The organism is Amycolatopsis sp. PS_44_ISF1 (assembly GCF_032335455.1).
Classification (GTDB): domain Bacteria; phylum Actinomycetota; class Actinomycetes; order Mycobacteriales; family Pseudonocardiaceae; genus Amycolatopsis.
Window position 1 is genome coordinate 1,370,562 of record NZ_JANUXO010000001.1, and the last position, 23,077, is coordinate 1,393,638.

Here is a 23,077-nt window from a genome sequence, read left to right on the forward strand (position 1 = left end):
ACAGTGTTGTTTAATGTGCCGCATGGCTGATGACTTGAAAGTGGGGATCCTCGGCTACGGCATCGGCGGCCGGGTCTTCCACGCTCCGCTCGTGGCCGCGACCCCGGGGCTGGTGCCGGCGGTGATCGTCACCTCGAACCCGGAGCGGGCCGCGCAGGCCCGGGCCGAGTACCCCGGCGCCGAGGTGATCGCCGGTCCGGACGAGTTCTTCGCCCGCGCGGGCGAGCTCGACCTGGTGGTGGTCAGCACCCCGAACCGCACGCACGCGCCGCTCGCCCTGCGCGCGATCGAACTGGGCCTGCCCGTGGTGGTGGACAAGCCGTTCGCGCCGACCGAGGAGGCGGCGTCTCGCGTCGTCGCCGCGGCGAAGGACCGGGGCGTCGGGCTGACGGTGTTCCAGAACCGCCGCTGGGACTCGGACTTCCTGACCGTGCGCAAGGTGGTCGAGTCCGGCCGGCTGGGTGAGGTGTTCCGGTTCGAGTCGCGCTACGACCGCTGGGTGCCCGAGGTCAAGGACAACTGGCGCGAGTTCGGCGACCCGGCCGAGGCCGGCGGCCTGCTCTACGACCTGGGCGCGCACATCGTCGACCAGGCGCTGCAACTGTTCGGCCCGGTCGCCGAGGTCTACGCGGAGGCCGACCGCCGCCGCCCGGGCGTGGCCGTGGACGACGACGTGTTCGTCGCTCTGCACCACGCCAACGGCGTCCGCTCGCACCTGTGGGCCTCCGCGCTGGCCGCCACGCGCAACCCGCGCTTCCGCCTGCTGGGCGACCGCGCGACGTTCACCAAGTACGGCCTCGACGTGCAGGAGCCGCAGATCAAGGACGGCCTCCGCCCCGGCGACGAGGGCTGGGGCGTCGAGCCGGCCGCGGACGCGGGGGTGCTCGGGGTGGCCGGCCGCACCGAGACCGTGGCCACCGAGGCCGGCCGTTATCAGGACTTCTACGCCCAGGTCCGCGACGCGCTGCACGGTGAGGCGGACTTCCCGGTCGACCCGGCGAGCGCCGTGGCGACCCTGCGCGTGATCGAGGCCGCGCACCGCTCGGCCGCGGAAGGCCGGGTGCTCGGCCTGGGCTGACCCCGGTGCCGGCCGTGGTTCCGGGGTCCCCCCAGCTCCGGGACCACGGCCTCCTCATTGCGACGGCGCCCCACCGGAAGCAAGGTGGGGCGCCGTCGCGCGTCATTCGTGGTCGTGGCCCGGTGGTTCCGGCGTGTCGGTCGGTCGGCCGGGCGGGTCGTGGTGCGGGGGTTTCGGCGTGTGCGTCGCCGGCGGGTTGTTGTCGTCCGGCTCGCCCGGGTCGCCGGTGGGGTGGTTGCCCGGGTTGTCCGGGGTGTTGGTCGGTCCGCTGCCGTCGCCCTCGTCCGGTGGCGGGGTGGCGGGGTCGGACGGTTGGTCGGACGGCGGCGTGGCGGCGCCGATGAGGGGCACGTCGTCGAACTTCTCGCCCGGTTTGCCCGCCAGGTAGGCGTTCATGAACTTCTGCCACAGCGGGCCCGCGATCGTGGAGCCGAAGATCGGCGAGTTGCCCTTGCCGTGCAGGTTCTGGTCGCCGTCGGCGCCGACCCAGGCCGCCACCGAGACCGACGGGGTGTAGCCGACCATCCAGGTCTGCGCGTTCGCGTCGGCGGACCAGGCCGGCTCGCCCGCCCGCTTGGTGTGCTGCTGCGTGCCGGTCTTGCCCGCGCACTCGTGGCCGCTCGGGCACTTCAGGTGCGAGAAGTCGATCACCGGCTTCAGCGCCTTGGTCACGTTGCCCGCGATCTGCTTGTTCAGGTTCGCGTCCCCGCCGGCGAACGCCTGCTTGCCCGCGTCCACGGGGGTCTCGTAGGCGACTTCGTTCTGCGAGTTGGTCACCTTGGCCACGAAGTGCCGGTTGCGCTGCACGCCGTTCGCCGCGAACGTCGAGTAGCCCGCCGCCATGTCGGCCGGGGTGATCTGGGTGTCACCACCGCCGAGGGAGATGTTGTTGTCCTTGGTGGAGATCGTCGACTGGCCGCCGTCCTCCTTCGTGCGCACGCCCGCCTCCTGCGCGGCCTGCTTCACCGGGCCCTGCTTCGTGACGTTGAGGACCATGTCGTAGAACACCGTGTTCGCCGAGCGCATCATCGCCTCGGAAACCGTGCAGTGCTCCGAACAACTGCTGCTCGGCCCGGCGTTGCGGACCTTGCGACCGTCGAACACCCGGTTGTTCGTGCCGTCGAAGGTCGAGTTGATGCCCTTGCCCATCTTCAGGAACGCGGTGAGGTCGTAGGCCTTCATCGACGAGCCGGGGTTCTGCGGGGTGTCCGCCCAGTCGCGCGCGGCCTGCTTCTGGCCGTTCACGTCGACGGTCGTCGGACCGCCGTAGTAGGCCAGCACGCCGCCGGTCTTCGGGTCGACCGCCACCAGCGCGTCGAGCAGGCGGTCGTCCACCTGGTCCTTCAACGCGTCGGCCCCCGCCTGCTGGGCCGCGTCCTGCGCCTTCTTGTCGATCGTGGTCTGCACGGTGTAGCCGCCGGAGTAGTACTTCTCGGGCGGGATCCCGTGCTGGGCCAGCTCGTCCTTCACCTGGTCGGAGATGAACTGGTACGGCGCCCCGGAGGCGTCCTTGGCGTCCGCGAGCGGGATCGGCGTTGGGAACCGCGCGCCGGAGCGCTGGGCCTGGGTGATGTAGTGGTTCTCCAGCATGCGGTCGAGCGCGGTGCTCCAGCGGCCGGTGGCCACCTTCGGGTTCTCCGACCGGCCGGGCTGCTGGATCAGGCCCGCGAGCAGCGCCGCCTGGGAGTAGTCGAGCTGGCCGACGTCCTTGTGGAAGAAGGCCTGCGAGGCCGCGCCGACCCCGTACGCCCCGCGTCCGAAGTAGATGATGTTCAGGTACGCGGTGATGATGTCCTGCTTGTCGTAGGTCTGGTTCATCTTGAACGACTTGGCCAGCTCGGTCCACTTGCGGGTGAGCGTGGGCGCGTCGTTGTCGGTGGCCTTCTTGATGTACTGCTGGGAAATCGTGGAGCCACCGCCGGTGCCGGTGGTCACCTGGTTGAAGACCGCGCGCAGGATGCCGGTGACGTCGAAGCCGGAGTTGGTCTCGAACGAAGAGTCCTCCGTCGCGATCACCGCGTGCTTCACCACGTCCGGGATCTGCGCCGCGGTGAGGATCTGCCGGTTCCCGCCGGAGGGCACGTCCTTGCCCATCGCGCTGCCGTCGGCGTAGAGGTAGGTGACGGCCTGGTTCTGCGTCTGCGCCACGCTCTGCGGCGAGGGCACGTCGACGCTGAAGTAGGTGATCACGAACGCGATCGCCGGGATCACGACGAACACGCCGACGAAGGCGTACAGCGAGCGCCGGATGATCTTCCAGCGGCGCTTCTTGCGCTGCTCGGGGGTGAGGACCGGTCGGCCCTTGGCGTCGAGCTCCGGCTCTTCGGGGCGGACGTCTTCGGGGCCCGGCGGGCCCTGGTGGTCCCGGCGGTAGCCGTGACCCTGGTCCACCGTGCCGTTGTGCACGTGGTGGGTCATCAGCTCGGGCTCGCGCCGCGGACCGGGCGGCGGCGGGCCGGGACGGCGCGCGCCACCCGGGGGCGGCGGCCGGAAGCCGGGCGCGGCGGTGCCGGGGGGCGGGCCGCCGGGCCGGTTCGGCTGGACCCGGGGCGGGCGCGGGCCACCCGGGGTGGGCGGCGGGCTCTGTGGAGTGGGCGGCGGGCTCTGCGGAGTAGGCGGCGGGCTCTGCGGGGTGGGCGGGCTCTGCGGGCCACCCGGGGTGCGGGCCCACGGTGGTGCCCCCTGGGGGCCGCTGGGTGGTTGACGCCGCGGGTCCGGATCCCGGTCGGGCCACGATCGGGTGCGGTCGTCGTTCACGTGCGGATCCTCCGTCGGATTCGGGCGTGCTGCGGGCGCAGAGCCCCTCTCCTGCAGAGGACGCGCGGCTCCCGGGTCAGGTTCGCTCACCCGCACCACTGTTCCGTTCGGTACCGGCGCGGACACGCTCCGGCATCACCAGGGTGCAGGCACCGCGAAGGCTCCCCCTCCGGGGAAGGAGGGGGAGCCTTCGCGGGTCAGGTCCGGGTGCTACCCGGTCGGGTCTCTCGGGGGCTTGCCACCGGCCCCGAGCCCCGGTGGCTCGGGATTGCCGCCACCACCGCCGAACAGCGTCGGCCGGGTCGGGCTGGTGGTTTCGCTCTTGCTCGACGAGGGCGGGGCCTCCGAAGAGCTGGTCGGCGGGGCCTCGCTCGTCTCCGGGACACTGGTGGTGGTCGGCGGGGCGCTGGTCTGCCGGGTCGTGGTCACCACCGTGTTCGCGTCCTTGCCGATCGGCTTGACCTTGTCGAACTTCTCCGCCGGCTTGCCCTTGAGGTAGCCGGTGATGAAGTCCTGCCAGGTCGGGCCGGCGACCGTGGCCCCGAAGATCGGCTTGTTGTTCTTGTCGTGCAACGGCTTGTTGCCGTCGCCGCCGACCCACACCGCGACCGAGATGGACGGGGTGTAGCCCACCATCCAGGTCTGGGCGTTGCGGTCGTTGTAGGACTTCGGCACGTTCTTGCCGGTCGGGTCGTACTGCTGCGTACCGGTCTTGCCCGCGCACTCGTGGGTCGCCGGGCACTGCAGCTTGGCCTCCTTGATCACCGGGCCGAGCGCGTCGGTGACGTTGCCGGCGATCTGCTGGCTCTTCTGCGCGTCGGGGTCGAACGCCGGCTTGCCCGGGTCGGTGCTCGCGTCGAACTCCACCTCGTCCTGGGAGTTCGTCAGCTTCGCGACGAAGTGCTGCTGGTGCCGGACCCCGCCGGAGGCGAAGCTCGAGTAGCCCGCGGCCTGGTCCTCCGGGGTCACCGCCGTCGCCCCGCCGCCGAGGGCGATGTTGGCGTCGGCGATGCCCAGCTTGGCCTTGCCGGCCGGGGCCGTCTGGATGCCGGCCTCCTTCGCGGCCTCCGCGACCGGCGCGGGGTGGGTCACGTTCAGCACCATGTCGTAGAACACGGTGTTGGCCGAGACCTCCATGGCCTTCTTGACCGTGCACACCGAGCCGCAACTGGAGCTCTCCCCCGCGTTGCGGACGGTGCGGCCGCCGAGCTGCCGGTAGTTGGTCCCGTCGAAGGTCTCGCCGAGGCCCTTGCCCATCTTCAGGAAGGCGGTGAGGTCGTAGGGCTTCATCGAGGAGCCCGGGTTCTGGGGCGTGTTGGCCCAGTCCGTGCCCACCTGGTCCTTGCCGTTGTCGTCCTTCACCGTGGTCGGGCCGCCGTAGTACGCGACGACCCCGCCCGTTCTCGGGTCGACGGCGACCAGGGCTCCCAGCAGGTCCGGGTCGGTCTGGCCCTGCATGTTGTCCTGCACCGACTGGACCGCCATCTTCTGCGCGTCCGGGTCGATCGTGGTGTAGATCTTCGCGCCCGAGGAGTACAGCTTGTCCTCGTCGTAGCCCTTGGCCTCCAGCTCGCCGAGGATCCGCTGCTGGATGTGGTAGTCCAGCGTGCCGGCGTCCTTCTGCTTCTGCGAGTTCTTCGGGACCAGCGTCGGGAAGGTCGCGGCGGCGCGGTCGGCCGGCGAGAGCCAGTGGTTCTGCACCATCTGGTCGAGCACGTAGGTCCAGCGCTTCTTGGCGTAGGTCTGGTCCTCCGAGCGGCTCGGCCCCTGGATCAGGCCGGCCAGCAGCGCGGCCTCCGAGGGGTTGAGCTGGCCGATGTCCTTGCCGTAGTACGCCTTGGCCGCCGCGGCGACGCCGTTCGCCCCGCGTCCGAAGTAGACGATGTTGAGGTAGCCGGTGATGATGTCCGATTTGGACGTCTCGTTGTTCAGCTTGAACGACTTGGCCAGCTCGGTCCACTTGCGGGTCAGCGTCGGCGCGTCGTTCGCCGTGGCCTGCTTGATGTACTGCTGCGAGATGGTCGAGCCACCGCCGGTGCCGCCGGTGACCTGGTTGAACGCCGAGCGCGCGATGGCCATCACGTTGAACCCGGAGTTGGTCTCGAAGGTGGCGTCCTCCGCCGAGTAGACGGCGTGCTTGACCACTTCCGGTACCTGCTCGGGCTTGAGCAGCTCGCGGTCACCGCCCTCGGGGACGCTGCGGCCCATCACCGTGTTGTTCGCGTAGAGGAACGTGATCGGCTGGTTCTGCAACGCCTTGACGTCCTGCGGGGAAGGAACCTTCACCACGAAGTAGGTGATCACGAACGCGATCGCCGGAACCACCACGAACAGGCCGAACATGGCGTAGACCACGCGCCGGATGATCTTCCAGCGGCGCTTCTTGCGCTGCTGCGGGGTCAGCGGCGGCTTGACCGGGTTGCCGTCCTCGTCGAGCTCCGGCTCCTCTTCGAAGTCCTCTTCGTCGGCGTACTGCGCGAACCGGTTGTCGTTTTCGTACCGGTCGTCGTAGCGGTCGTCGTACGGGTCGTAGCCGAACGCGTCGTCGGTGCCGTCGTGCACCGCGTGCGTGATCAGCTGCGGCTCGCGGTCGGGGTAGGCCGGGTCCTGGAAGGCGGGCGGGGGCGGCAGCGGAGCGGGCCGGCTCGACGGGCGCCGGTGCGGGCCGGACGGGCCGCCGGGGCCCTGGCCGTTGGGTCCGGGACCTCCCGGGCCCTGGCCGGGCGGGGGCGGCTGGCGGAAGCCCTGGGTGCGGCCGTTCGGGCCGGGGCCCTGACCGTTGACGCCGGTGGCCTGGCCGTTCGGCCCCGGCGGGCGGTTGCCCGGTGGTGGCGGCGGCTGGCGGCGCGGCGGCATCCCGGATGGGGTGCGCCCGTCCGGCGGGGCCGGGGGCCGCTGCGGCGGGCGACGGCGCGGGCCGTCGTCGTCGGAGGGCCATTGGGGGTTGGCCGCGCCCTGCGTGTTCGAGGAGCGGGTGTTCGAGGAGCGGGGGTTCGAAGCGCGGGGACCCGGCGACTCGGCGCCGGGTTCGTCGCCGCTGGGCCAGGCGGGGCCGCCGCCGTTCGCGGGCGCGCGGCGGGGGGCGCCGTTGCCGCGGGGCGGCGTCGGCGGGGTGCGGGGACGGCGGGGGGCCTCTTCGCCCGGCCAGGCCGGACCGGGGTCCTCCTCCGGCCACTGGGCGCGGCGAGGTGCATCTGGCTCCTGGCCGGGCCAGGAGCGGTTGCGATCGTCGGTCACGAATGGGCCTCCCAGGCCGGCGTCCGGGGACGCGCCGCCCTGCGCTCTGCAGCGGTTGTGGTACTCGTCACTGGCCCGCGGTCCTTCGCGGCCGGGTGGGCTGCGGCTCACCCGTGCCGAGGACGTAGGACAGGACCAGGTGATTCCAGTGGCACGTCCGGCACACTTCCACGTCGTAGACGGTGAACTCGCCGAACATCCCCGCCATGCGGGTCAGCTCGTCGGGTGTCCTCGCCGATCCCGAGACGTGCTTGAGCTCGTCGCCGTAGACCCAGGACACCAGGGTCAGCGGCGTCCGCCGGCACAGGGGGCAGGCCCGCTCGTCCGGCCTGCCGTGGAACTTCGCCGCGCGGAGCAGGTACGGGGTCGCGTCGCGGACTTCGTGGTCGCCGACGCGTCCGGAGCGGACGCCGGCCAGCAGCGCTCGGCGCTGTAAGGCGTAGTCCACGACCTGCCGCTGGTTTCGCACGAGAGACAGAGTACGGGCTCTTGCTGTGTGCGTGGTGCCCCCGGCACGGCGCCACGGTACGCAACCGTTCGGACACGCCGGTGAGTTCATAACTGTCTGGTGAATTTCGCCCGGTTCCGGACGGGAGCGGGGGTTAGCTCCGCCACTTCGATGTATCGGGGCGATATAGTTGCCGAGTAGGTTGGCCGAGCCGATCGATGATCATCGACCGAGGTGGCCAACGTCGGCGGCCGTGGTTTGTTCCCGTGAGGGGGTGCGAAGTGCTCGAACTCGCGATCCTCGGGTTGCTGCACGAGGCGCCCGTGCACGGGTACGTGCTGCGCAAGCGGTTGCACGAGACGCTCGGAACGCTCCGGACGTTCTCGTACGGCTCGCTGTACCCGACCCTGCGTCGGTTGCTGCGGGCCGGTTACCTCGTCGAGGAGCTCGACGTGGCGGACGACCGGGCCTGGTCCCGGCGCGGCCGCCGCGTCTACCAGCTCACCGCCGAGGGCAAGGAGCGGTTCGCGGAGCTGCTCGGCGACGCGGGTCCGACGACCTGGGACGACGAGGGGTTCGGCGTGCACCTCGCGTTCTTCTCGCGGACGCCGGCCGACGTCAGGATGCGGATCCTGGAGGGCCGGCGCCGCCGCGTGGAGGAGCGGCGCGAGGGCTTGCGCGACGCGCTGGGCCGGGCCGAGGAGAAGATCGACCGCTACACCCGTGAGCTGCACCGGCTGGGGCTGGAGACCAGCGAGCGGGAGGTGCGCTGGCTCAACGAGCTGATCGCGCACGAACAAGCCGAGCAGCGCGGCCCTCAGGAGTAGGGCGCGCCGATCGGGCCGCAGCGTGGCGGCAGACCTGCATTGAAGAAACGGATTAAGGAGAAACCGGCATGGGCGAGAACCGCCGCGTTCGGGTGGCCATCGTGGGCGTCGGCAACTGCGCCTCTTCGCTGGTCCAGGGTGTCGAGTACTACCGCGAGGCGGATCCCGGCACGCGCGTGCCCGGTTTGATGCACGTCCAGTTCGGTGAGTACCACGTGCGTGACATCGAGTTCGTCGCCGCGTTCGACGTGGACGCGAAGAAGGTCGGCCACGACCTCTCGGAGGCCATCTTCGCCAGCGAGAACAACACGATCAAGATCGCCGACGTGCCGCCGCTGGGCGTCACCGTGCAGCGCGGGCACACCTACGACGGCCTCGGCCGCTTCTACCGCGAGACGATCGAGGAGTCCGACGAGGCTCCGGTCGACTTCGTCGCGGCGCTGCGCGAGGCTCGGGTCGACGTGCTCGTCTCGTACCTGCCGGTCGGGTCCGAAGAGGCCGACAAGTTCTACGCGCAGGCCGCGATCGACGCCGGGGTGGCGTTCGTGAACGCGCTGCCGGTGTTCATCGCTTCGGACCCGGAGTGGGCGAAGAAGTTCACCGACGCCGGTGTGCCGATCGTCGGTGACGACATCAAGTCGCAGGTCGGCGCCACCATCACGCACCGCGTGCTGGCGAAGCTGTTCGAGGACCGCGGGGTGCAGCTCGACCGCACGATGCAGCTCAACGTGGGCGGGAACATGGACTTCCTGAACATGAAGGAGCTGGAGCGGCTCGAGTCGAAGAAGATCTCGAAGACCCAGTCGGTCACCTCGCAGGTCGATCGCGAGCTGGGCAAGGGCAATGTCCACATCGGACCGTCGGACTACGTGCAGTGGCTCGACGACCGCAAGTGGGCCTACGTCCGGCTCGAGGGCCGCGCGTTCGGCGACGTGCCGCTGAACCTGGAGTACAAGCTCGAGGTCTGGGACTCGCCGAACTCCGCCGGCATCATCATCGACGCCGTGCGCGCCGCGAAGATCGCGCTGGACCGCGGTATCGGCGGACCGATCCTGTCGGCTTCCTCGTACTTCATGAAGTCGCCGCCGGAGCAGTACGACGACTCCACCGCGCGTGACTCGGTGGACAAGTTCATCCGCGGTGAGCTGGAGCGCTGACGCTCCCCCGCAGTACCCGGCGAAGGCCCTCTCCCGGCGAGGGGGCCTTCGCCGTTTTCACAGACCCAGCGCGGCGGGCAGCTCCCTGATGTCGTGGACCACCGCGGCCGCCTCCGCGAGCACCGCCGGGTCCGGCGGGAAGTGCGGGTTCGGCACCGCGTACACGGCCATGCCCGCGGCGAGGGCGGAACGCAGGCCGTTGGTCGAATCCTCCACGGCGGAGCAGGCCGCCGGGGCGACCCCCAGCCGCGAAGCGGCGCGCAGGTAGACGTCGGGCGCGGGCTTCCCGGCGCCGACCTCTTCGCTCGACACCGCGACCGGCACCAGCTCCGCCAGATCGCACGCGGCCACGAAGGTCCGGATCAGCTCGGGCGGGGAAGAACTGGCGATCGCCACCGGCACCCGGGCCGCGATCGCGCGGACGGTTTCCGCCGCGCCGGCGATGACCGGCGGCCCCGCGGCGTACCGCTCCGCCATCTCGTCGACCACCACCCGCGCGATCTCCTCGGGGGTCAGCCGCGCGCCGAGCACGTCGACCAGGTACGCAGCCCATTCCGGGGTGCTCATGCCCTGCTGCGCCCGCGTGGCCTCGGGCCGCCAGGTCCCACCGTGCCCGGCGACCACGGCCCGGCGCACCTCGTCCCAGGTCCGCTCGGAGTCCACCAGCACGCCGTCGAGGTCGAAGATCACCGCGTCCATGGGCCGCAGCCTAGCCTGTGAGAGAAATTACTTCGCCACCCTAACTAAATTTGTTAGCCTAGCTAAGTGACTTCCCCGATCGTCGACCTCGCCCACCGGCTCCGCCCGGTGGTGTTCCGGCTGTACTACCTGGTCCGCCGGGAGACGCCGCAGGTGCTGACCCTGACCCAGGGCTCGGTGCTGGCCGAGCTGGTCGGCGGCGGGCCCAGCCGGATGAGCCGCCTCGCGCGGCTCGAAGGCGTCCGGATGCCGTCCATGACCGACGTCGTCGGGCGGCTGGAGCGGCTGGGCATGGTGAGCCGCCGCCCGGACCCGGACGACGGGCGGGCCGTGCTCGTGGAAGCCACCGACGAGGGCCGCCGGTTCTACGCCGAGCTGGTCGCCGCCCGTGAGGAGCAGTTGCGTGAGCGCCTGCTCGGCCTGGACGACGCGGACCGCACCGCGATCGACGCCGCCCTCCCCGCGCTCACGAAGCTGATCCGCGACTTCCACCGTGAAGAACCGAAGGAGGAACTGATTCCCGATGAGCGCTGAGCACCACTCGAGCCTGCTGGACGCGGTCAAGGGCCAGCCCAAGCAGGTGTGGATCACGGCGTTCGCCGCGGTCATCGCGTTCATGGGCATCGGACTGGTCGACCCCATCCTGCTGTCCATCGCCAAGGGGCTGAACGCGACGCCCTCGCAGGTCACGCTGCTGTTCACCTCCTACCTGGGGGTCCAGGTGATCGCGATGCTGTTCACCGGCTCGATGTCCGCGCGCTTCGGCGCCAAGCGCACCGTGCTGGTCGGGCTGACGCTGATCGTCGCGGCCACCGCCCTGTGCGCCGCCGCCGGCTCGATCGAACAGCTCGTCGGGCTGCGCGCGGTCTGGGGCCTCGGCAACGCGTTCTTCATCGCCACCGCGCTTTCGGTGATCGTCGGCGCGGCGACCGGCGGCCAGGGCGGTGCGATCCTGCTGTACGAGGCGGCGCTCGGCGTCGGCCTCTCCGTCGGGCCGCTGCTGGGTGCGCTGCTCGGCACGATCTCGTGGCGCGGCCCGTTCGTCGGCACCGCGGTGCTGATGGCCGGTGCGCTGGTGCTGTGCTCGATCTTCCTCGACAGTGACTCGCACCAGCGGCGGGAGCCGATCAAGCTGCTCGACCCGATCCGGGCGCTGAAGCACCCGGGCCTGCTGCGGACCTCGCTGGCCTCGGCCCTCTACACCGCGGCCTTCTTCACGGTGCTGGCCTGGTCGCCGTTCGTGCTGGGCTGGAGCGCGATCGCCGTCGGCCTGATCTTCTGCGGCTGGGGCCTGTGCGTCGCGGTGGCCGGGGTGGCGCTGGCGCCGAAGCTCGCCGCGCGGTTCGGCGAACGGCACGCGGCCGCGCTCGCCGTGGTCGGCTACACCGTGCTGATGCTGGTGCTGGCCATCCCGGACAAGACCGTGGTGGTGCTCGGCATCATCCTGTCGGGGCTGGTCTCGGGCCTGCTGAACACGCTGTTCACCGGCACCGCGATGTCCATCAGCGACGCGCCGCGCCCGGTCGCCAGCGCGGGGTACAACTTCTGCCGCTGGCTCGGCGGCGCGGTGGCGGCCACGCTGGTCGGGCCGCTGGCCGGCTGGCTCGGCTGGGAGCAGGGGCCGTTCGTCGTCGCGGCCGGGCTCTGCGTGGTCGCCGCGGTGCTGCTGTCGCTGCGGGAGAAGAAGGCCGACCCGCACCTGGTGCCGAAGGAGGCCGCGCTCGTCGGCGACGAGGAATTCTGACGCTCGGCGACCGCCCCCGGACCGACCGTCCGGGGGTGGTCTGGTCATTCGTCCTGATTGTCGTCAATAAATCTGCTGTTCACCTTCTGGTCGGATTTGGTCGGGTTTCGCCGTTTACGGTCGCTTCGTTCCCACCACTGACCTGGAGGACCTGTGTCCCTGGAGCCCGGGCGGCTGCTGCCCCTGTTCGCCGCGCACGAAGGCGGCCGATCCCCCATCACCTGTGAGTACCGCTGCGGCAACGCCTGCGCGCACGAAGCGCCGAACCCCACGGGCAACGAGTACTTCGGCGACGTCGCGAAGGGCGTGGTCTCGCGTCGCGGGGTGTTCAAGGCGGGCGCGGTGATGGCGGCCGCGGCCGGCGGATTCGCCGCGCTGTCTCCGGCGGCCGCCGCCTCCCCGTCGCCCGCCCGCGGCGGACGCGTGGTGCCGGGCACCGACTTCACGCCCGTACCGCCGAACAAGCTCGACCGGGTGAGCGTGCCCGAGGGCTACGACCAGCACGTGGTGATCCGCTGGGGCGACGCCGTGGTGGCGGGCGCGCCGAAGTTCGACTTCCACCGCCAGACCGCGGCCGCGCAGGCGAAGCAGTTCGGCTACAACAACGACTTCGTCGGCCTGATCCCGCAGGACCCGCTCGGCCTGGCGAACCTGCTGGTGGTCAACCACGAGTACACCACCGAGGTGCACCTGTTCCCGGCCGAGCAGTACGACCCGGCCAACCCGACCGAGGAGCAGGTGAAGATCGCCTGGGCCGCGCACGGGCTGTCCGTGGTGCAGACCCGGCGCGACCCGATCGGCGGCGCGCTGCGCACCACGCCGAGCCCGCTGAACCGGCGCATCACCCTCGACACCGAGTTCGAGGTGCGCGGGCCGGCCGCCGGTTCGAAGTACCTGAAGACCTCGGCGGACCCGTCCGGGCGGCGGGTGCGCGGTACGCAGAACAACTGCTCCGGCGGCGTGACCCCCTGGGGCACGGTGCTTTCCGGCGAGGAGAACTTCCACCAGTACTTCGCGCACGCGGACGCGGTGAGCGATCCGGAGCAGGCCGCCCGGCTCAAGCGCTACCTGATCGGCACCGGCGAGAGCACCCGCAAGTGGGAGCGGTTCGACCGGCGCTGGGACGTGCCGCGGGAGCCGAACGAGCCCAACCGGTTCGGCTGGGTGGTGGAGATCGACCCGCACGACCCGCATTCGACGCCGGTCAAGCACACCGCGCTCGGCCGGTTCAAGCACGAGGCGGCGAACGTCAAGATCACCGCCGACGGCCGGGTCGCGGTCTACTCCGGCGACGACGAGCGGTTCGAGTACATCTACAAGTTCGTCTCCAAGGGCCGGTACAAGAAGGGCACGAGCGCGCTGGCCCGCCGGCACAACTCGGCACTGCTGGACGAAGGCACGCTCTACGTCGCCCGGTTCACCGGCGACAGCCCGGACCGGATCGACGGCTCCGGCCGGCTGCCCGAGGACGGGGAGTTCGACGGCACCGGGGAGTGGATCCCGCTGGCGGCCGGGGACAAGTCCTTTGTGGACGGATTCACCGCCGAGGAGGTGTACGTCTTCACCCGCCAGGCCGCCGACCGGGCGGGCGCGACGAAGATGGACCGGCCCGAGGACATCGAGCCCAACCCGGTGAACGGCCGGATCTACGCCGCGCTGACCAACAACACCGATCGCGGCGCGGCGGGCAAGGCGGCCGCCGACGAGCCGAATCCCCGCAACGGCAACAAGAACGGCCACGTGCTGGAGTGGGAGGAGGCGTGCGGCGACGCGGCGGCCACCCGGTTCTCCTGGCGGCTGCTGCTGGTCTGCGGCGACCCGGCCGCGGCCGACACCTACTTCGGCGGCTTCCCGAAGGACCAGGTCAGCCCGATCTCGTGCCCGGACAACGTCGCCTTCGACCGCCACGGCAACCTGTGGATCTCCACCGACGGCAACACCCTCGGCGCGAACGACGGACTGTTCTCGGTGCCCGTCGACGGTCCGGAACGCGGGCGGGTCAAGCAGTTCCTGTCCGTGCCGGTCGGCGCGGAGACCTGCGGACCGGTGGTGACCGACCACCTGGTGCTGGTCGCCGTGCAGCACCCGGGGGAGAACGCGGCCAGCTCGGCGAACCCGACCTCGCACTGGCCCGACGGTGGCGCCGCGCAGCCGCGGCCGGCGATCGTCTCGGTGTGGAAGAAGGGCCGCTTCGGTCTCGTCGGCCGGATCGGCGTGCGCTGACTCTTTGGGGTGAAGCCCGGCGCCGAGGCTCGGCCGCGGTCGGCGCCGGGTAATAGCTTCGCGGCATGAAGCGGTCACGGAAGGTCGCGATCGGACGGACGGCGGCCACGGCGGCGGGCGCGGTGGTGCTGACCGGTGCACTGGCCGGGTTCCTCCCCGGCCCGGTCCCGGCCCTCGCGGCCCCGGCCTGCGGCCGGTTCGCGCCGAACTCCGGCGTGGAGCCGGTCCCGGTCGCCTCCGCCACCACCGACCACGTCCGGGTGGTGGCGGACTGCGCAAGCGCCCAGGTCGCCGCGTACACGGTGAAGGAGGAGGTGCAGGACCCGGCGAACGGCCAGTGGGGCGCCTCGGCGACCCTGCCCGCCGGGTCCACCGCGCACTACCGCGTCACGGTGACCAACAGCGGCAGCGTGGCGCTGACCGGGGTGCTGGTGAGGAACCCGTGGTGCACCGGCCTGCCCGCGGCGTTCGACCTCGGCGCGGGCGCGGCCCGGGTGCTCACCTGCGATCACCCGAACCTGGCCGAGAACGACGACGGGTACGTCAGCACCGTCAGGGTCTCCGGCGTGACGGCCGGCGGCGGCAAGCTGGCCGACCAGAAGGCCACGGCCACCATCACCGTCACCCCGCTGCCGCCGATCGACGGGGTCGGCGGCCGGGTCTGGCGCGACCTCGACCGCAACGGACTGCGGGGCGAAGGCGAGCCGGGGGTCGGCGGTATCCCGGTCACCCTCGAAGACGGCGCCGGCGGCACGGTGGCCACGACCAAGAGCGCCGAAGACGGCAGTTACGGGTTCGGCCGGCTCAAGGACGGCACCTACCGGGTCTGCTTCGACGTCGGCGGGCTCCCGGACGGGCTGACGGTGACCATCCCCGGCGCCGGCGACCCGGCGAAGGACTCCGACGCCGACCCGGCCACCGGCTGCACCGCGCCGTTCACCCTGGGCGGGAACCACCGCGAGAACCCGGACGTCGACCTGGGCCTGGCGCCCCCGGTGCCGCCGGCCTCGTCCGCGCCGTCACCACCGCCAGCGCCGCCAGCGCCGTCACCACCGCCAGCGCCGTCAGCACCGCAGCCTTCGGCCCAGCCGGAACCGGGCCCCGGCGGGCCGACCCTTACGGTGGCGGGATGACCGATCTCCCGCTCGCCCTGGTCACGGGCGCTTCCCGCGGTATCGGCGCGGCCGTCGCGCACCAGCTCGCGCCCACCCACCGGCTGTTGCTCGGCGGCCGTGACGAAGCGGCGCTCGCGAAGGTGGCCGAAGAGCTGCCGGGTGCGCAGCCGTGGCCCGTCGACCTCACCGACCCCGCCGCGCTGGCCGAGGCCACGAGCCGGATCGTCGGGCTGGACGTGCTCGTCCACTCCGCCGGCGCCGCGCGGCTGGGGTCGGTCGCCGACTCGCCCGCGGACGTGTGGCGGGCCAACCTCGAGGTCAACGTGGTCGCGGTGGCTGAGCTGACCCGGCTGCTGCTGCCCGCCCTGCGCGCCGCTCACGGCCACGTCGTGGTGATCAACTCCGGCGCCGGCCGCACCGCCCGCGCGGGCTGGGGCCCGTACGCCGCCAGCAAGTTCGCCGCCCGAGCCTTCGCCGACGCCCTGCGCGAGGAGGAGGGCGGCCTGCGCGTCACCTCGATCTACCCCGGTCGCACCGACACGCAGATGCAGCGGTCGGTCGTCGAACACGAGGGCGGCGAGTACGACCCGGCCCACTACCTCCGCCCCGACTCCGTGGCGACCGCCGTGCTGACCGCCGTTTCGGCCAGCCCGGAGGCCCACCTCACCGAGCTGATCCTGCGGCCCCGCTGACCCGGCCCGGCGCGGGAGCCACGGGGGTCAGGCGCGCAGCCGCGCGGCCGTCTCGGCGACGTCGGCCTGGACCTTCGCGCGGTCCACGCGGGTCGGCTCGGCGTCGGCGACGACCTGCTCGCCCGCGACCCAGACGTCGCGGACCCGGCGGGAGCCCGCGGCCCAGACCAGGTTGGACAGCAACTGCTCGTCGGGCACGTCGAGGCTGGCGGCGAAGGCCGGGTCGTCCAGGTCGACGTGGACCAGGTCGGCCCAGCGGCCCGGCTCCAGCCCGCCGATGTCCTCCCGGCCCAGTGCCTCGGCGCCGCCGCGGGTGGCCATCAAGAAGGCGTCGGCGGCGGTCAGCACCGTGGAGTCGCCGGTGGCCAGCCGGGCGAGCATGGGCGTGAGCTGAAGCTCCTCCCACAGGTCGATGTCGTCGTTGGAAGCCGGGCCGTCCGTGCCCAGTCCGACGGAGACGCCCGCCTCGCGCAGCTCCTTGATCCGCGCGGTGCCGGACGCCAGCTTCGCGTTCGAGCCGGGGCAGTGCGCCAGGCCGGTGCCGCGGGCGGCGAACAGGGCGATGTCCTCGTCGGACAGGTGGATGGCGTGCGCGGCCAGCGTCCGCCCGTTCAGCAGGCCCACCGAATCGAGCAGCTTCGGCACCGAGCCGTGCGCCTCGCGCTGGGCCAGGTCTTCCGTCGCGGCCTCGGCCACGTGGATCTGCACGAGCGCGCCGCGGGCGGCGGCCGATTCTGCGGTGGCACGCAGTCCTTCGGGGCTCAGCATGTACGCCGAGTGCGGGCCGTAGCTGACCTCGATCCGGTCACCGGGGCCGAACCGCAGGCCGTCGGTGTCGATCCAGCGGTCGATGTCGGCCAGCGACTTGCGCCAGTCCATGCCCGGCAGCTCCATCACCGCCGGCGCCACCAGCACCCGGCCGCCGGTGGTGAGCACCGCGTCGACCATCTGCTCGGCCTCGAAGTACATCTCCGCGCTGGTGGTCACGCCGTGGCGCAGCATCTCCACCGAGCCGAGCAGCATGCCGGTGCGCACGTCCTGCGGGCGCAGCTTGGCCTCGGCCGGCCAGATGATCTCGCGCAGCCAGCGCAGCAGCGGCAGGTCGCCGCCCATTCCGCGCAGCAGCGTCATCGGGCTGTGCGCGTGGGTGTTGACCAGACCGGGCAGCAGGATCCCGCTCAGCCGGGTCACCTCGCCGTCGAACTCCGGCGCCGCGGACTCCGGCCCCACGTGCGTGATCCGGCCGTTGTCGTCGATGTCGACCACGGCGTCGCGCAGCAGGGAACAGGCGGGGTCGGCGGGCAGGACGACGGGAGCGAGGAAGCGACGGGACATGCCGAGATAGTACGGACGTCCCACTCTCCCCCGGCAACAAGCCCAGGAGTGTTCACGCCGGTTCCCACCGGCGTTCAGGCCCCCGCCGCCTTCAGTCGACCACGCCGCTGCGCCAGGCCCAGGCGGCGATCTCGACCCGGTTGCGCGCGCCGACCTTGCCCTGCACCGAGGCCAGGTGGGTCTTCACCGTGGAGAGCGACAGGTACAGCTCGGTGCCGATCTCGGTGTTGGTCAGACCACGGGCCGCGGCCTTGACCACGTCCAGCTCACGGGCGGTCAGCGGCTCCGAAGGCGGCGCGGTGTCCCGCCGCCTGGGCCCGCCGTCGAAGTGCTTGAGCAGCCGGACGGTGATCTGCGGCGAGACCAGCGCGTCACCCCGCTCGGCCGCGCGGATGGCCTCGATCAGCAGCGCCGGGCCCGCGTCCTTGAGCAGGAAGCCGCTGGCGCCGTTGCGCAGCGCGGTGTGCACGTACTCGTCGAGGTCGAAGGTGGTCACGACCACGACCTTCAGCGGGTCGGTGACGTCGGGGCCGGCGAGCCGGCGCGTCACCTCCAGCCCGTCGAGGCCGGGCATGCGGATGTCGAGCAGGCAGACGTCCGGCCGCAGCTCGCGGGCCCGGGACACCGCCGACACCCCGTCGGCGACGTCCGCCACCACCTCGATGTCGTCCTGGGCGTCCAGGATCATGCGGAAGCCCATCCGCACCATCTCCTGGTCGTCCGCGATCAGTACCCGGATCACTCGTCCTCATCCCCGTTCGCCTCGAGGGGCAGCCACGCCTCGACGTGCCAGCCGCCGTCCGGCCCGCGTCCCGTGGTGAGCCGCCCGTGCAGCAGGGCGACGCGCTCGCGCATGCCGACCAGACCGTAACCGCCGGAGCCGCCGACCGGCCGGTCCACCTGCTCGCGGCCGTCGTCGGTCACCCGGATGTGCAGCTGCCGGCCGACGACCTCGGCCCGCACCCGCGCCTGGGTGACCCCGGCGGCGTGTTTGCCCACGTTGGTCAGCGACTCCTGGATCAGCCGCAGCGCCGAGCGGCCGACCTCGTGCGGCAGGTCCGGCGGCAGGTCGAGGCCCAGTGCGGTGGGCACGCCGTGGCTCCCGCCCTCGACCAGCCGCTTCAGGTCGGCGGCCAGGTCGGTGGTGGCCTGCTCGCTGAACTCGGTCGAGCCGGACGGGGCGTCGCCGCGCATGCTGCGCACCAGCCGCCGCATCGCCGCCAGCGCTTCGACCCCGGCGTCCTCGATCCGGCCCATCGCCTCGACCGCGAGCTGGGGGCTCTTCTCCCCGACCATCCGCGCGGCCTGGGCCTGCACCACGATGCCGGTCACGTGGTGGGCGACCACGTCGTGCAGCTCGCGGGCCAGCGCCATCCGCTCGGCCGTCTGCGCGTCGCTGACCGCGGACCGCATCACCTGGTTGCGCTCGGAGTCGCGCGAGCGCAGGAACAGGCCGATCGCGATGGCGATGCCCAGCAGCAGCACCGCGAAGATGGCCAAGGGGGACAACGTCTCGAACCGCAGTTGCAGCTGGGGGACCCGGGTGCGGGTGCGGACCGAGTTCACCACCGCCGCGACCGCGACCACCGCGGACAGCGTCGCGATCGGGGGCCACGCCCGGGCCAGCGGGACGGCCCGGACCAGGTTGATCACCACGCCGAGGCCGGCCACGACCTGGGCCGGGGCGACCCCGCCCAGCAGTTCGTAGTCCGAGCCCAGTCTGAGGAACGGGGTGACCATGGTGGAGAGCGCCAGCACCCCGGCCAGGCCGAGCACCGCCGCGGCCGGACGCCGCGGGGAGAGCACGGCGATCACCGAAGCCGCGAGCGAGCAGAGCAGGATCGGGAAGCCGCGGGCGGCGCTGCCGTAGGTGAAGTCGAACTCGAACAGCAGCGCGAACGCGAGCAGCGCGATCAGCGGCCACTGCCCCCGGACCAGCTCGTTGAGCCGCCGGATCCGGCGCAGCCGCTGCTCCCGGGGACCGGTCCAGGTCCGGCCCGCGGTGCCGATGAGCACGGCCGTGCCCAGCAGCGCCACCCCGAACAGCATCGCCTGCGCGAACGAGCTGCCGTTCAGGTCGCCGTACGGGGAGCGGCCGAAGACCGCGGTCAGCGCGCCCACCACGAGGGCGGCGATCACCGAGAACGCGACGCCGGGGCGGGCGCGGCGGGCGGCGTAGTAGACCAGCTCGACCCCGGCCACCACCTCGGTGATGGACAGGTAGGGCAGCACGCTCGAATAGGCCGGCGCGCGCAGGTAGTGGACGAAGAAGGTGAAGAACACCAGCACGACCGAGCCGGCCCCCGCCGCGACGGCCGCGCGGCGCCGGGCCCACAGGGCGCAGGCCGCCATCGCGAAGATGCCCGGCAGCAGCTCGAAGTCGATGCCGCGCGGGCCGGAGCCGTCCAGCGCCGCGTCGGTCAGGAACAGCAGGTCGAAGGCCAGCGCGCAGACCAGCACGACCACCGGCATACCGAGCCGGCGCACCAGCTCGGCGGCGCGCGTGGCGAGGGCTTGACTGCGGGGCGGGTCTCCGGACACAGCAGAACGGTAGAGGATCCGGGGGCGGGCGCACCTGGGCCAGGTGGTTCGAGCGGGATCGGCCGATCGGCCGATGCCGGGGCGGCCGGACCGGCCGTCTGCCCGAAGTGGACACCGGGGCCGATCCGTGAAGCTCGTCGCAGGCGTACTCGAACTGTCACGAGGAGAGACCCCCGGATGAACGATCCACAGTGGACCACCGGCCCGGTGCTGTCGGGCCGCGGCCTGGTCAAGCGGTACGGCGGCCAGTACGCGCTGGCCGGTGTCGACCTCGACGTCCGGGCCGGGGACGCGATCGCCATCGTGGGCCCGTCCGGCTCCGGCAAGACCTCGCTGCTGCACGTGCTGGCCGGCATCCTGCGCGCCGACAGCGGCGAGATCCACCTGGCCGGCCGGCGGATCGACCAGCTCGGCGAGAAGAAGCGCAGCGAGCTGCGGCGCACCGAGTTCGGCTTCGTGTTCCAGTCCGGCATGCTCGTGGCCGAGCTGACGGCGGAGGAGAACGTGGCGCTGCCGTCGCTGCTCGCGGGCCGCGGACGGCGCGAGTCGGTCCGGGCCGGCCGCGAGTGGCTGGCCCGCCTCGGCCTGGGGGGCAAGGAGGGCCGCCGCCCCGGCGAGCTGTCCGGCGGCGAGGCCCAGCGCGTCGCCATCGCCCGGGCGCTCACCCACCGGCCGAAGGTGATCTTCGCCGACGAGCCGACCGGCGCGCTCGACAGCCGCACCGGTCAGGAGACGATGAACGCGTTGCTCGGCGCCGCCCGCGAGTCCGGCGCGGCGGTGCTGGTGGTGACGCACGACCGTGAGCTGGCCGAGTCCATGCCCCAGACCGTGGCCATCCGCGACGGGCTGATCGCGGCTCGGCCGGCCCACGGCGGGCTCGCGGCATGAACTCCGTCCAGCTCGCCCTGCGCGTGCTCCGCGTCGACCGGCGGACGCGCACCTCGGCCATCCTCACCGCACTCGGCGTCGCGGTCGCGACCGGGCTGGTGCTGCTGCTCGCCTCGCTGCCGTACGCGACGCAGATCCGCGAGCAGCGCGCCGAATGGCAGTCCGCCTACAACTACGACGACCACGCCAAGCCGGTCCTGCTGATCGGCAGCACCACGGATTACTTCCAGGGCCGGGAAATCACCCGCGTCGACGTCTCCCCCGAGGGGGACACCGCGGGTCTGAAGCTGCCGCCGGGGATCCCCCGGCTACCGGGCCCGGGCGAGGTGCTCGTTTCGCCCCAGCTGGGCCGGCTGCTCAACACCACCCCGGCCGACCAGCTCGGTGACCGCTTCGGCCGCCCGGTCGCCGCGCTCGGCGAGCAGGCCCTGCGGTACCCGGAGCAGCTCGTCGCGTTCGTCGGGCACAACCCGGGCGAGGGCGCGGGCGGGACGGCCAAGAACAGCCTGCGGCCGGTCAGCGCCTTCCCCACCCGGCAGGCCCAGCCCGACGGACTGCTGACGATGCTGTCCGGGGTCGGCATCATCGTGCTGCTCGTCCCGAGCCTGGTGCTGGTCGCGTCTTCGGCGCGGCTCACCGCGGCCCGGCGGGAACGCCGTCTCGCCGCACTCCGCCTCGCCGGCGCGACGCCGGGCCAGGTGCTGTCGATGGTGGCGGGTGAGACCGTGCTGTCGGCCGGGGTGGGCGCGGTGCTCGGGCTGGGGATCAGCCCGGCGCTGCACGGCCTGGCGACCTTCGTCCCGTGGGCCGGCGGCACCTGGCTGGCCGCGGACTTCAGCCGGCCGGCCGGGCTGACCGCGTTCATCGTGCTCGCCATCCCGGCCCTGGTGGTACTGGCCGGGGTGCTCGGCCTGCGCCGGGTGCTGCGCAACCCGCTGTTCGCCACCGGCGGCCACGCGGTCAAGCCACTGCGCTGGTGGCGGCTGCTCGCCCTGCCGATCGCGGGCGCGTTCTTCCTCTACGCGGTGGTGACCGCGGGGCACAGCCAGGACGGCACCACCATGGTGCTGTTCGGCCTGCTGCTGCTGGTCGGCTCGGCCATGGTGGTCGGCCCGTGGGTGACCTCGGCCGTCGGCGGCACGTTCGTGCGGATCTGGCGACGGCCCTCGTCGCTGCTGGCCGGGCGCCGGCTGCGGGACGACCCGAAGGGCGCGTACCGCGCTTCGGCCGGGATCGTGCTCGCGGTGTTCACCGGCTCGATGGCGCTGACGCTGCTGCCCTCGTTCGACTCCCTCGCCGGTGGCGGGCGGCCGTTCGCCGACTCCGTGCTGTACGCCGACACCGGCTCGCAGCAGGCGAAGACCATGGTGGATCGGGCGAACGCCACACTGGCCCGCTACGGCCAGCCGGAGCGCGCGCTGGCGGTCGACACCGTGTACCTCACGCAGGGCACCGGAGGGGACCAGACCGTGGAACGGGCCTTCGTGATGACCTGCTCGGACGCCGCGCGGCTCACCCGGCTCGGGGTCACCGCGGCCGACTGCGCCGCGGGCACCGGCCTGTACGCACCGTACAAAATGGACGCTTCCGGGCTCACCGTGGTCGGCGAGGTGGACGGGTCCGAGCCCGGCCGGCCGCTCGGCCCCGTGCCGATGAAGGCCTACGACGAGAACAAGTCGACCGACGGCTCGTACGTGCTCGACCCGTCTTCGCTGCCGGCCGGGGTGACGCCCCGGTACACCACGGTGATCGCCCCGACCACGGACGCCAACCGCGAGATCGTGCGCACCGCGCTGGCTTCGGCCGCGATCGGGGTCGACATCGGCAGCCGGAACCTGCACCTGGGCGGCCAGCAGACCCAGCTCGACGACCTGCGCCGGGTCACCGTGATCGGCCTGATCGCCGCGGGGGTGCTGGCGGGGTGCAGCGCCGCGGTGGCCACGGCGGGCTCGGTGATGGACCGGCGCCGGACGTTCGGCGCGCTGATCGCGGCGGGCACGCCGGTGCGGGTGCTCTCCCGGGCCCTGCGGGTGGAGGCCGCGCTGCCCGCGCTGGTCGCCACGATCGGCGCCGGGGTGGTCGGCGTGCTGGTCGGGATGGGGCTGTTCCACACGGTCAAGCCCAACGAGGTGGTGTTCAGCCCGTGGCTGCTGGCCCCGGTGGTGCTCGGGATCGGGGTGGCCCTGCTCGGGGCCTCGGTCTGCACGCCGGCGCTCAAGCGGGTGCAGGCGGAACCGCTGGCCGACGAGTAGGAGCCACCGTCCGCCCGGGGGTCGGGGCCGGGCGGACGGGGTGGAGCGGGCCGTGGCCGGGGTGGGAAACCCGGCCACGGCCCG

17 protein-coding genes are annotated in these 23,077 nt (G+C 72.4%); 10 read left to right on the forward strand and 7 right to left on the reverse strand.

Annotated features, from left to right (window positions below):
• The first annotated feature begins 22 nt into the window (after window positions 1-22).
• Window positions 23-1,078, forward strand: coding sequence for a Gfo/Idh/MocA family oxidoreductase (locus tag NYF13_RS06185; RefSeq protein ID WP_315654749.1), 1,056 nt, complete (start codon window positions 23-25; stop codon window positions 1,076-1,078).
• 102 nt (window positions 1,079-1,180) lie between these two features.
• Here the strand turns inward: NYF13_RS06185 and NYF13_RS06190 are convergent, their stop codons facing one another.
• The 3 genes from NYF13_RS06190 to NYF13_RS06200 all read right to left on the reverse strand — a co-directional run bounded on the left by NYF13_RS06190 (window position 1,181) and on the right by NYF13_RS06200 (window position 7,541).
• A complete protein-coding gene (locus NYF13_RS06190) occupies window positions 1,181-3,496 on the reverse strand; it encodes a transglycosylase domain-containing protein (RefSeq protein ID WP_315654752.1) in 2,316 nt (771 codons plus the stop codon).
• A gap of 549 nt (window positions 3,497-4,045) precedes the next feature.
• Complete coding sequence (locus tag NYF13_RS06195; protein ID WP_315654754.1) at window positions 4,046-7,072, reverse strand: transglycosylase domain-containing protein; 3,027 nt, start codon at window positions 7,070-7,072, stop codon at window positions 4,046-4,048.
• 67 nt (window positions 7,073-7,139) lie between these two features.
• Window positions 7,140-7,541 (reverse strand): DUF5318 domain-containing protein, encoded by a 402-nt coding sequence (locus NYF13_RS06200; protein ID WP_315654756.1) that lies wholly within the window; start codon window positions 7,539-7,541, stop codon window positions 7,140-7,142.
• 260 nt (window positions 7,542-7,801) lie between these two features.
• On the opposite strand from NYF13_RS06200, the gene NYF13_RS06205 reads away from it, so the two are divergent.
• Window positions 7,802-8,347 carry a PadR family transcriptional regulator gene (locus NYF13_RS06205; protein ID WP_315654758.1) on the forward strand — a complete coding sequence of 182 codons (546 nt, stop codon included), beginning with the start codon at window positions 7,802-7,804 and terminating at the stop codon, window positions 8,345-8,347.
• Between the two features lie 68 nt (window positions 8,348-8,415).
• Window positions 8,416-9,504 (forward strand): inositol-3-phosphate synthase, encoded by a 1,089-nt coding sequence (locus NYF13_RS06210; protein ID WP_315654761.1) that lies wholly within the window; start codon window positions 8,416-8,418, stop codon window positions 9,502-9,504.
• A gap of 57 nt (window positions 9,505-9,561) precedes the next feature.
• On the opposite strand, the gene NYF13_RS06215 is transcribed toward NYF13_RS06210, so the two are convergent.
• Window positions 9,562-10,203 (reverse strand): HAD family phosphatase, encoded by a 642-nt coding sequence (locus tag NYF13_RS06215; RefSeq protein WP_315654762.1) that lies wholly within the window; start codon window positions 10,201-10,203, stop codon window positions 9,562-9,564.
• Window positions 10,204-10,269: 66 nt separating this feature from the next.
• Here NYF13_RS06215 and NYF13_RS06220 point away from each other — a divergent pair, with 66 nt between their 5' ends.
• From NYF13_RS06220 to NYF13_RS06240, 5 genes are all read left to right on the forward strand, one after another.
• Window positions 10,270-10,737 (forward strand): MarR family transcriptional regulator, encoded by a 468-nt coding sequence (locus NYF13_RS06220; RefSeq protein WP_315654764.1) that lies wholly within the window; start codon window positions 10,270-10,272, stop codon window positions 10,735-10,737.
• Window positions 10,727-11,947, forward strand: a complete 1,221-nt coding sequence (locus NYF13_RS06225) for an MFS transporter (protein ID WP_315654765.1) — start codon at window positions 10,727-10,729, stop codon at window positions 11,945-11,947. Before NYF13_RS06220 ends, NYF13_RS06225 begins: the two co-directional genes overlap by 11 nt.
• 153 nt (window positions 11,948-12,100) lie before the next feature.
• Window positions 12,101-14,170, forward strand: a complete 2,070-nt coding sequence (locus NYF13_RS06230) for a PhoX family phosphatase (protein ID WP_315654766.1) — start codon at window positions 12,101-12,103, stop codon at window positions 14,168-14,170.
• 65 nt (window positions 14,171-14,235) lie between these two features.
• Window positions 14,236-15,303, forward strand: coding sequence for an SdrD B-like domain-containing protein (locus NYF13_RS06235; protein ID WP_315654767.1), 1,068 nt, complete (start codon window positions 14,236-14,238; stop codon window positions 15,301-15,303).
• Window positions 15,300-15,977, forward strand: a complete 678-nt coding sequence (locus NYF13_RS06240) for an SDR family oxidoreductase (protein ID WP_315654768.1) — start codon at window positions 15,300-15,302, stop codon at window positions 15,975-15,977. Before NYF13_RS06235 ends, NYF13_RS06240 begins: the two co-directional genes overlap by 4 nt.
• A 27-nt stretch (window positions 15,978-16,004) precedes the next feature.
• On the opposite strand, the gene NYF13_RS06245 is transcribed toward NYF13_RS06240, so the two are convergent.
• From NYF13_RS06245 to NYF13_RS06255, 3 genes are all read right to left on the reverse strand, one after another.
• Window positions 16,005-17,312, reverse strand: a complete 1,308-nt coding sequence (locus NYF13_RS06245) for an amidohydrolase (protein ID WP_315654769.1) — start codon at window positions 17,310-17,312, stop codon at window positions 16,005-16,007.
• Window positions 17,313-17,403: 91 nt separating this feature from the next.
• Window positions 17,404-18,054: a response regulator transcription factor gene (locus NYF13_RS06250; protein WP_315654770.1), complete on the reverse strand. Its 651-nt coding sequence runs from the start codon at window positions 18,052-18,054 to the stop codon at window positions 17,404-17,406.
• Window positions 18,051-19,784 (reverse strand): sensor histidine kinase, encoded by a 1,734-nt coding sequence (locus tag NYF13_RS06255; protein ID WP_396287240.1) that lies wholly within the window; start codon window positions 19,782-19,784, stop codon window positions 18,051-18,053. The genes NYF13_RS06250 and NYF13_RS06255 overlap by 4 nt, the downstream gene beginning before the upstream one ends.
• 246 nt (window positions 19,785-20,030) lie before the next feature.
• Here NYF13_RS06255 and NYF13_RS06260 point away from each other — a divergent pair, with 246 nt between their 5' ends.
• Together NYF13_RS06260 and NYF13_RS06265 are read left to right on the forward strand one after the other, a co-directional pair.
• Entirely contained in the window at window positions 20,031-20,741 is a 711-nt protein-coding gene (locus tag NYF13_RS06260; protein ID WP_315654773.1) for an ABC transporter ATP-binding protein, read from the forward strand.
• Window positions 20,738-22,993 (forward strand): ABC transporter permease, encoded by a 2,256-nt coding sequence (locus NYF13_RS06265; RefSeq protein WP_315654774.1) that lies wholly within the window; start codon window positions 20,738-20,740, stop codon window positions 22,991-22,993. The genes NYF13_RS06260 and NYF13_RS06265 overlap by 4 nt, the downstream gene beginning before the upstream one ends.
• Window positions 22,994-23,077: the final 84 nt, after the last annotated feature.